Annotated in this window: 4 protein-coding genes and 1 pseudogene; 2 read left to right on the top strand and 3 right to left on the bottom strand. The window is 59.5% G+C overall.

Annotated elements, in window-relative coordinates:
• Window positions 1–238 precede the first annotated feature (238 nt).
• Window positions 239–1,121, bottom strand: a pseudogene (locus QN224_RS21655) (LysR family transcriptional regulator).
• Between the two features lie 360 nt (window positions 1,122–1,481).
• Here QN224_RS21655 and QN224_RS21660 point away from each other — a divergent pair.
• On the top strand, window positions 1,482–3,440 hold the full coding sequence (locus QN224_RS21660; protein ID WP_283978301.1) for a hypothetical protein: 1,959 nt from the start codon (window positions 1,482–1,484) through the stop codon (window positions 3,438–3,440).
• Between the two features lie 3 nt (window positions 3,441–3,443).
• On the top strand, window positions 3,444–4,637 hold the full coding sequence (locus QN224_RS21665) for an ABC transporter substrate-binding protein (RefSeq protein WP_283978302.1): 1,194 nt from the start codon (window positions 3,444–3,446) through the stop codon (window positions 4,635–4,637).
• Between the two features lie 537 nt (window positions 4,638–5,174).
• Here QN224_RS21665 and QN224_RS21670 read toward each other — a convergent pair.
• Window positions 5,175–6,356: a DUF2235 domain-containing protein gene (locus QN224_RS21670; protein ID WP_283978303.1), complete on the bottom strand. Its 1,182-nt coding sequence runs from the start codon at window positions 6,354–6,356 to the stop codon at window positions 5,175–5,177.
• Window positions 6,357–6,420: 64 nt separating this feature from the next.
• Window positions 6,421–8,178, bottom strand: a complete 1,758-nt coding sequence (locus QN224_RS21675) for a lysozyme (RefSeq protein WP_283978304.1) — start codon at window positions 8,176–8,178, stop codon at window positions 6,421–6,423.
• Window positions 8,179–9,116: the final 938 nt, after the last annotated feature.

Raw genomic sequence — 9,116 nt, forward strand, 5'->3', positions numbered from 1 at the left:
CGCACCTCTGCCCGTCTGAGGGCGATCGAACGTCGCGGTCATCGAAAGCACGCGCAGTGAATGGCTCGTTCCAGGCCGTTGCGGACCTTCAACCGAACACCTGTTTGCTCAAATGCCGACGATCTGATCGCTTCGCGGCCCAACAGCGGGGTGAGATTAGGTCGCAAAGACTCGTTGGCGGCTCGCAGTAGAGCGACCATCGAACGCAATTCTTTGATGGCTTCGTCGCGTTCGTGTTTTAACGGTCGAGACCCCAAACGTCCGGATTTCGTGCGAAGTATTCGATCAGCATTTCGATTAGGACCCGAACTTTCCGTGCGGGGTGCTGACCCGGCGGTCGGACGACATACGCGCCGGCCGAAGGGGATAGCGTGTCATAACCGGAACGAGCGCGCCGGAGGCCACATATTTTTGTGTGATGCAATCGGGGAGCCAGGCGATGCCGAGTCCCGTCGCCGCGGCAGCGGCAAGCGCCGTAGCGTCATCGGCCTTGAACCTGCCTTGCGGCTGAACCGTGACAATCCTGCTGCCATCCATGAACTGCCAGGCTTCCGTTCCTTGCATGGGGGCCTGATGGTTGACGAGCTGCTCTAGTGTCTCAGGTGAACCGTGCGCTTTGATATAATCCGGGCTTACGACAAGCTTTCCATAGATCGGCCCGATGCGCTTCGCGATCAGGTTGGAGTCCTGAAGGTAACCACACCGGATCGCGCAATCGAAACCTTCGGCGATGAGATCGACGAAGCGATCGCTGTAGAAGGTATGGATGTGGAGCTGCGGGTGGTGTTGCGCCATTTCCGCAAGCACGGGGGCGAAGTGAGTCGGGCCGAAAGAAAGCGGCATGGCAACCCTCAGGCGGCCGCGCAACTCACCGGTTGGGAGGATCGTTTACCTGGCCGTATCGATCTCCGCGCTGGCACGGGCCGCATGGTCTCTGAACGTGATTCCCGCTTCTGTGAGCGCGGCGCCGCGGGTCGTTCGTAAAGAAGCTGGACGCCAAGTTCCGCTTCAACCCGAAAGAGCCGCCGACTGACGATTGACCTGGAGACGCCGAGCCGGCGCGCAGTGGCCGATACGCCCCCGGCATCGGCCACTGCGACGAATGTTGCGCACGAAACGATACCGCCTGGGCCTGTCAAGAAAAAAACACCAAATATTACACCCGCGCACGCAACTCAGATGTAACGAACGTAACACTCGCAAAGCGATCTACCTGCTATCATCTCACAATCGGTGAGATAATAGTGTACTAAGTATTGGTTCTGTAAACCTCAGATAACTCGCCCTTATTCCAGGTCAATTGTAGACGGGTTGCCATTTGCCCATAAAGCAAACCTGCAAGGGAGGATCGCTGCCATGACGAAGGTATTGCTCGTACTCATTGCTCTCACGTCAATTTTGACTACGACTGCTGTCGCACAGTGCAATCCAGCGGTACAGCAGTGCCGTTGAGGCACCGCTCGAAACAGTGAACCACCACCATGTCGAACCTTGTCGCGCTGCTTTTCGGAGCGGCGATCGTGCTGTTTTATTCTTACAACCGCTTCAACCGCGTCACCTACGAGGGCGGGCGGCAGATGGAGCGGCTTGTCGATCTGCTCTCACCCGACAAGCTTCGGGCGCGGCGCATCGTCATGCATGCCTACACATTCTACGCCCTCATACTCCTGCTCATTTACTTCTTCCTCTGCGCCTATGCTGAACTGCTGCCGCTTCTCGGCGGCCCGGACCTCGCAGTCGGCGCGAGCAAGCTTCCTGTACCCTCGGCTGAGGCCCAGGCGGCAGTCATCGCTGGCTTCGCTCCGGGCAATGATGCTGCGATCCCGTGGACATTGTCGAGCGTTGTGGGTCCGGCGACCGTGCGCGACTTCGACATCGGCATCGATGCGTCCGTGTCGCTTGCCATAGCTCTGATCATGGTCGGCCTGGCCCCCACCTTCCCCCTTCTGGGCAACTTTGAAGATTGGATGCGGGGGGCGGCACATCGCCTGGCAGGAATTCCAACGCACGTCATCGGTGCCAGCGAGGATCTGCGCCGAAGGGACCTTAAACTGCGCGGAAAGGAGGCGGCGATCTCGGCTCCGGCCGTTGATGCGACCGCTGTAAAGCAGCAGCACCTTCTCATTCCGCTTAGCAGCTGGGAACGCTTGAAACACTACCAAGCCGCGGCGAAGGAGCAGGTAAACGAACGGGAGGACTTCCGACTCGATCTGGAACTGATCTTCGCCGTCTCGGCTTGGATTCTCGACCGCAAGCTCAAACTCGCCAATGGCCCCGTGCGGGAGCGTTTCCAACAGCTTGAAGAAGAACTACGCAGGCGTCGAGATCAGTTGATCGTCGAACTGGACGACCGATCAGGCTTCGGGTTGAGCGCAGCGAAAAACATCGTCACTGCCGCAGGCTATGGCACCCGCGACGCAAACCTCGGCGAGCGCAAGCGGGCGACTTGGGAGCGGCTTGCTTCCGACGCCGACAACCTTGCCGACGATTTCTGCTTCTTGCTCGCTCTCTATGTCGAACACGGAATTATAATCGCGTCTTCCGACGAGGACGCCGCACACCAGCAGTTCATTGCAAAGAAAAAGCTGGACGCTTTCCTCGGCGGACTGCTTCATCCCCACCCGGCGGCGGGTTCCCATAAATCCCATGCGACCATGGCCTCGCTCTGGGCACTTGGCGTGGTGTTCTTCGTCGGCCTGTTTTGGGGCGTTGTGCCCGGCCGATTTGAAGACGAGCTCGTGTGGGACGCGCCAACCAACGTCTATTCGCGGACGCTCAGCTGCATCTTCTATGCGTTCAACAACTATTGCATCCCGATAATCGTGACGCTCGCACTTCGTGACGCCGGCATGCAGTCACGTCGCTGGCACAACATCCGCAGGACACACTGGACCAAGTGGTTGCCGCAGGTCGTGCTCGTGCTTGTCGCTTCGTGGGCTGTCGCTACTCTGTTCGTCATGGGGTTGCAGCTCTGGAAAACCGGCTTCGATACCGGTTGGGCCGCTAGCGGGAAAAGTCTCGGGGTAATCCTGCAGTACTCGTTCGAATACAATGCGCCAACGGTCTTCCGCGGCGCCAGCCTGGCCCTGATCGTGGCGTTCCTGCTCGATGCATGGTCGGCGCAAGCGCGGACACTCTCCCTTAAGCCGCCTTTGCTTTCGAGTCTGCTCTGGGGGACGGGCTCCGCGGTTGTCATGGCGGTTTTTGGAGGGATAACGCGGTTTGCGGCGGCTTGGGCCGCAATGCCGTCAACGACGCAGAGCCTCACAGAAATCCACCGAGGCCTGATCTTTTATTCGATGGTCTTTTCGGCACTCATTGGCTTCTTGGTGGTGTTCTGCATCACCGCGGCGCTTCTCAACCTTCACAGCGGCGCCGAGCGTCGCCCTGGGGCGAAGACGTCCCGCCTGGCAGCGCCGGACCCAACGCCGGCGGAGTAGCCGATGTGCACGTTGTTTACAAAACTTGTCCTGGCCGCACTGCTTCCCGCCCACGCGCTGACCTCTGCGGCACATGCCGACACCATCGGCGGCGAAGAGATCACCGTAGGCGTACGCAGCGATGCAAGGCCCTTCATCTGGCAGGATCAAAACACCAAAGGATACAACGGATTCTTCTGGGATATCTGCACGGAGGCGGTTCAACGCGCCGGTTATCGGCTTAAAGCGGTGAACGTCAATACAGGAAAACGGGCCGAGTTCCTACGGGCAGGCTCGGGAGACTACGACCTTCTCTGTGACCCCACAACGATCACCCTCAAGCGAATGCAGAACTTCGCTTACAACGGTGGCGTGCGCTACCTTGAGTTTTCGCCAATCGTCTTCGTCGCGAATGGCTCCTACGTCAAGCAACAACTTCGCGCGATTGCGCCAAAGGCAGCAGGTGACCTTCCGAAAGGTGCCGGCAAGCCAACCTGCGACGAAATTGTCACGTGGCTGGGCCAGGTTGAAGGCGAAAAACCGGAGGAGTGGAAATGGTGGCCGGCGCCAAACCTCCAAGCCGCCGACCCGGAGAAGACTCCGGACCCCGCTACGGACGGTTTTCTTGGCTGGTTTAAACGCAAATTCAAACTCACGCTCAGCCGTTCACCGCAAGGCGAGGACGAGCAAACGAAGACTTTCGAGATCTGGGGATATGTCGAAGGATCGACGTCCCAGCTGACGGCCGAACGACAAGCAAAGACCGGATCAAAGGACGGTTTGATGATATGCCCACGGGCGATGAACTCGCACGACGACGCGGCCAAAGCATTCTGCTCTGGAAGTCTGGCGCGCTATTACGGGGACGTCGACATGATCAGGGCCGCTCTTGCCGGCTATAGCGAAGATACCGCCACCCGCTGCGCCGCCGACTTTACCCCCGCCGCCGCGGGGAGTTACGAGCCCTACGCCTTCGTGGTCTCGTCGCGCCACTTTCCGGACTTTCCCGAGCGCATTAGCGTGGCGCTCTACGGAATGTTCGAGGACGGCACCGTCGAGCGGCTTTTCACTGGCCATTTTCCCGGAACGCAGAAGTCTCAGTATCTCGGCACACTGTTCCGGATCAACAGCATCCCTGCGGGAAGCGAGGCGCCGAGCAAAGATCCGTTGCTTGCCTGCTTCCGCTGTCCAGTGGGCATCGGCGCTAGCAGCCTTTGATATCATGTCGTTCTTCGGAGCTGTCGCTTTTTAGCCGGGAACAAATCCACCCTAGGCGGCCTCCTCGCACTTGGCGCTGAACGCCGTCTAGTCGGGAGATCGCCTGCAGTTCAGGCGTGCATGGCGCTGTGGCTGAGATCGCTGAGCCAGGGAATGCAGAACGCCGAACGGAGGCGCGGCAACGGTTCGCCGCCGACGCGCCAACCTTCTGCTTCCTAGAGTTTACCCTCTTATCGAAGGGTTATGATGCGCGGCGGCTTCTGCGGATCGAGGCGAGGCATTAGTCGAAGACTGCGTTGCGCCAGACGCTGACGTTGTGCCCTCCTCACGACATCGGCATCCGTATCTTGAACCCACGAATGCGAATAACGGCGCCGCTGCTCTTCAGCGTCGCGTCGACATCGCGCTCAGTTGCCTAATACACGCCAACTTCAGTTTCAGGAGCAGCCTGACCAAAACAAATGGAAGGCAAAACCTGCCGGCCGTGCCCTGCATTTTTGCCTTCCAGCCCCCATGAACTGGACAGATTGGATGAACTCAAATGGCCCTGAGCCCGGTTGGCTGCGCAGTCGCCACTGAGCTCGGCACCAACAGGCGCCGTCTTGGAACAGCAGCGGTGAAAAGCGGGCCGAGATTTCTTGGCTTGTAGACCTGCTGCGCGCGCGCCGCCGGATTGTCGTTCGGAGAGAAGAAGACCGTCCGCCCATAGCGCTCGACGACGCTTTGATGAAGGGATTCGTTGATTGTGCGTTGGGGAACACCGAATTCATCGCGCGGCCGGTAGAGCGTCTCGTAGTAATCTACCTTGAAAGGCGTCTCGCAGATTTGCCTGAAGGTTGGCGTCAACCGGTCCTTGAAAGACCAGCCCGCACGCGAGTCGTGATGGGGCGCGTTTATGTCGAGCTCACTCGGAAGCATGCTCCAGTCGATGACCAGCCCGCAGGCCTGCGCCTTTTCGGCCATCCAGACCAGAGGTATGTCGGCCAGGGATCGGTCGACATATCCGCCGCCGACGTCGCCATGGCTACCCGCGAACCAGACCTGCTCTATCTCACATCTCTCCGGGATGTCGCCGGTCCAAAGCGTCGGCACGAACTCATCTCTTGCCTCGTCGATGGCCATCGCGTGATACGCGTGACGCGTTATCCTCGATGCCGTCGTGTTGTGGAACCCGTATTCCCTGTGGTTGAAGGCATTGAAAATGTGGCTGGGCACGCCGAGCGCTCCGACCGTGTCCCAAACCCCCATGAACGTGATCTCGACATCGAGATGCGCGTCCGTTGTATATCTCTCGACGAAATCTTCCTGCGACCGTTTTTCGAACTTCCTATAGTAGTGCCAGGCGTTGCGCAGATCCCCAAGCCGCTGACGTTTGAGAAGTCCGCATGAAGCCATCAGTCCCGCTAGGCTGCGTGCGGAAAAGGCACCGCGCGAGAAACCGAAGAGATAGATCTCGTCGCCTGCAACGTAGTTTTGAGCCAGGAACATGTATCCCGATCGAATGTTCTCATCGACGCCGTTGCCGGTTGCGCCGTCCAGGATGCGCTGAATCTGCAGGCCGGACGATCCCACACCACGCAGGTAAAGGACCGCCTGTGGAATACCGCCTGTCTCCTGGCAGGCGCGAATGGCCCGCGCGATCAGCGCGACATTGGTTTCGGAACGAGCACTATCGGCGTCGTTCCAGGTTCCATCGAAACAAACAACCAAGCGTTTCATCTCTTTTTTCCTTATGGCTTTGATGCGCGTTTCCCTGTTGCATCGGCGCCGGCAGCCGCCGTTCTCATGCGGCCGGGGCTTCAAGTCCACCCCGAAGAGCCCGGACCCACTTTTCAACCTTGCCCATCACACCCCAGCCTCCGATTGCAGCGAAGACAGGGAAGGCGGCCGTTACCAGCTCGCGGCCGAGCCCTCCGTCGGCCTGCGCCGCCGCCGCTGCTGCGCCCGCGTTCGTAGCGCCCTCGATCAAGGGCGCCGCGACCGCCGTGATCGGCGCCAGCGGCGGGAAGAAGATCGGCAGGATTGTCGTGGCAAGCATGCCGATCGCGCCAATTGCGGTTTTGCGGCCGTCGAGCGCATGCCCGAGCGTCTTGCCGAGCGCACCGTTGACCGGCGTCAGCGTGGGGTCGCTGACCGAAGCGAGCGGGTCCGGCTTCGGGCCGTTCAGAACAACGCCATTGATCATGGTGGGTTGGGTCGTGATCGCCCGCAAGACGTCCAGCAGCCGGGTCATATCCTCCTGGCTCGCCGGTTTATGTCCGCGCGACAGCGCAGCGAGCCCGAGGATTTGTTGCAGCAGCTGTACGGGGTTCGCCTCGGTCGTCGCAGGCGCAGGCGCAGGCTGCGTGATAGCGGGCATGGTCGTTTCCTCCTGTGGAACATCGTCCTGATCGACGAGCAAGTAATAAAAGGTCGCCTGTCCGTGCTTCTTCAGCAGGCCATCAACGAGGGTCTTGAATTCATTCCACTGGTGCGGCGGAACGGTCTGACAACCAAGGCTGGAGGTGGATGTGACGCCGCCGCGGTGAAGATTGATCCAGAAGCGGCTGGTGGGCGAGTCCGTATCCTCACCGGTCTCGTCGCGGATGACCGTGCAGTCACTGTCCTGCCGAAAAGCCGGATAGGGCCCGTTCTTGCGCGAGAAGCCGTGCGGCCCGGGGCGGTAACGGATCGCCTGTCGCGGTTTCAGCCGGGCAATCCCGCGACCGAAACGACTGGGATCGGTATTGCCGTTAAAGTTGTGAACACCGTTCGGCTCGACGACGAAGATCGCGTCGTCATAGACGCCGCGATCATTGGCGCTCTCTTTCCCCATCGTGTTGAGGTAATAGCCTCGCACGGCCACGATGGCCACGGCGTCGTCGCGCCCGTCTTCCGGGATGAGATTCTGGAATGTTTGCAGCACGCTCTGTGTGATCGCGGCGGATTGTTTGGGGCGGTTGAGCGGCAGAAGCTGCGAGATTGGATTCGCCAGGAGTTCTTCGGTGGACTGCTCCTCCTCCGAGTTCAAAGCGCCGCCAAGCAGCGCCTCGATCTGATCGGCAGTGAAAATCTCCTCCGAGCCGCCCTTGCTCTCCAGAACGCGAACCTTTGGGGTGCCGTAGTCCCCCTTCGAGAACATCGCCGCTTCACGCTCGCGACGGGCGATCAGCCCGTCGAGCACCTTGCCGTTGCTCTTGTTCCAGCGGGCAAACTCGGCCGTGGCGCCATCGACGTCGCCAGCGTTGAACTTGCGCGTCAAGGTAGCGGTCGATATCGCGCCTGTGTTGAAGTGCCAAGAAACAAGTGCATCGAACTGATGTTGCGAGAGCGCCGCCCTGACCGCTGCCTGAACCTGGCTTTCGACCTGGGCAAGGTCGTTGCGGAAAATGTTGATCGCCTCTGTGAGTGTCACCGTCATGCGGGACCGAGGAACCGGTGGCCCGGCGGCCGCGGTATGCCCGGCGCCTACGGTCATGGTCCCAGTACCGTCGTTGTAAGCCGATAGGACGATCGCCTCTTCGGCGAGCATCGCGCATATGCCGCGTACACTGGTCTTCACTTCAGCCTCCCTTTGTTCGAATGGCTTCTTTTCTTGCGCGCTGCCGCCCGCTAGCCCTGCCGCAGCCGACGGACGATCTTCTCCGTGGACACGTTGGCGCGATCGCGGCTACGCGGAACCTACCGTTCGATCAGGCCGACACCGGTCTTTTTCCACTCGCCGCTGGGGTCTATCTCGAGATCGAAACAGAGCCGTTGTGGGTTCTGAAACTAACACGAACAAAAAATATTCGGCCCCTTACAATGAAAGGAGCCACGCTCAAGGCAGTACTTGAATAAATTAGTTCATTAGATTTTCTTCTGAAAATCCTTGTTATCTTATGGGGCACCAATATTCGAATGCGAGATTACGGCTCGCATACAATATTTACGTCAAAATGAGAGCCTAGTATGTTACGAACGTAACACTTAGCACCGGCAGAGCGCGTTTATAATAAATAGGCTTCAAGGAACTCGATGGCCATTTCGGCGCGCGCATCGCCGTCTTTCAAACTGTCATATTGCTCCCAGAAATCCCGGCGGGTACGCCGAGCGTATGGCATTGTAAAATCGCTCGGCTAGTTCGCGGGTACGCGGTCATGTGGATGGTCGAAGGACTGTCGCCCGTCAATCTCAGAAAACCAGAGGGGTGCTACGGCGTCATGCCGGTCGAGGCGTTATATAAACGGGAGAGCGCACAGCGCTGTCCTGGGAGTTCTCGATCCAGCGGGCGAGACGACGGTAGATATAAAGATCCCAGAAGTACTCGATGGCGCAGCTAACAGAGGTCGACGTCAACTGCGATGTCGCCTGTTGGCGCGCATGCCGGTCATTCGCGCGACCCTAGCAGGCGACCGCTTTCCATCTGTGGACGCCCCGCAAGACGCAAGCGGTTTTTTCGGCGGTCGGCACGTTGTCGGATGCTGCCATCTGTCCGGCCTCTTGGTGCAGCGCAAAGGC

The sequence above is a fragment of the Sinorhizobium sp. 7-81 genome (assembly GCF_030124405.1).
In the GTDB taxonomy this organism is placed as follows: domain Bacteria; phylum Pseudomonadota; class Alphaproteobacteria; order Rhizobiales; family Rhizobiaceae; genus Sinorhizobium; species Sinorhizobium psoraleae.

What these genes read in the sequence shown, in the direction of transcription:
- QN224_RS21660 (WP_283978301.1), top strand. Translation starts at nt 1,482, where the DNA reads ATGTCGAACCTTGTCGCGCTGCTTTTCGGAGCGGCGATCGTGCTGTTT.
- QN224_RS21665 (WP_283978302.1), top strand. Translation starts at nt 3,444, where the DNA reads ATGTGCACGTTGTTTACAAAACTTGTCCTGGCCGCACTGCTTCCCGCC.
- QN224_RS21670 (WP_283978303.1), bottom strand. Translation starts at nt 6,356, where the DNA reads ATGAAACGCTTGGTTGTTTGTTTCGATGGAACCTGGAACGACGCCGAT.